Source organism: Ochrobactrum sp. SFR4, assembly GCF_019730395.1.
GTDB lineage: Bacteria > Pseudomonadota > Alphaproteobacteria > Rhizobiales > Rhizobiaceae > Pseudochrobactrum.
On sequence record NZ_JAAPBB010001349.1, the window covers coordinates 1 to 237 of the forward strand.

Annotated in this window: 1 protein-coding gene; it reads right to left on the bottom strand. The window is 53.2% G+C overall.

Annotation, left to right across the window (positions count from 1 at the left end):
* A partial coding sequence (locus HBA93_RS23410; protein WP_221724809.1) for an ATP-binding cassette domain-containing protein occupies positions 1-237 on the bottom strand: 237 nt, incomplete at both ends.

The following is a 237-nucleotide window of genomic DNA, read 5'->3' on the forward strand; positions in this document are numbered from 1 at the left end:
ATCCTGCCCGTCAATACGCACAGAGCCGGTATCTACATCATAGAGCCGCAGCATCAGATTTATCAGCGTAGTTTTACCGGCACCGGAGTGACCGATCAGACCGACACGTTCGCCGCCGCGAATGGCAAGGCTGATATCACTCAGCACACCGGCCTTCGCCTTATTTTCATTCTCGGAGCCATAACGGAAAGTCACATGCTCAATATCAATAGCACCGGAAGTCACCTGCAGCGGCTT